The organism is Lyngbya sp. CCY1209 (assembly GCF_055795065.1).
The window spans coordinates 1-274 of record NZ_JAYFER010000478.1; the positions used below are offsets into that span (position 1 = coordinate 1).

General features: G+C 59.9%; 1 protein-coding gene. It reads right to left on the minus strand.

Going from position 1 to position 274, the window contains the following annotated elements; genetic code table 11:
- Window positions 1–274: Ig-like domain-containing protein (locus tag AC0QHF_RS15220; RefSeq protein WP_324705077.1), on the minus strand; the 274-nt coding region annotated here is incomplete at both ends.

The window sequence follows — 274 nt, forward strand, 5'->3', positions numbered from 1 at the left end:
TGTAGGTGATGTTGTCGGCGGTTTGCAGGTTGTCGGCGCTGCCGTTGTTGATGGTGATATCTGATACGTCGAACCCGCTGACGGCTTCGCCAAAGGTGGCTGTCACGGTGAAGGGGGCGTTGATTGTTGCTTCGGCGTCGGTGGTTAGGGTGACATCGGGGGCGGTGACATCGTAGGTGCGGGTCAACTGGACCGCAGCGGTGTTATCGTTTCCGGCGATATCCGCTGCCACATTAGCCGCGATATCCACGGTCACTTCCCCATCGGCGTCGGG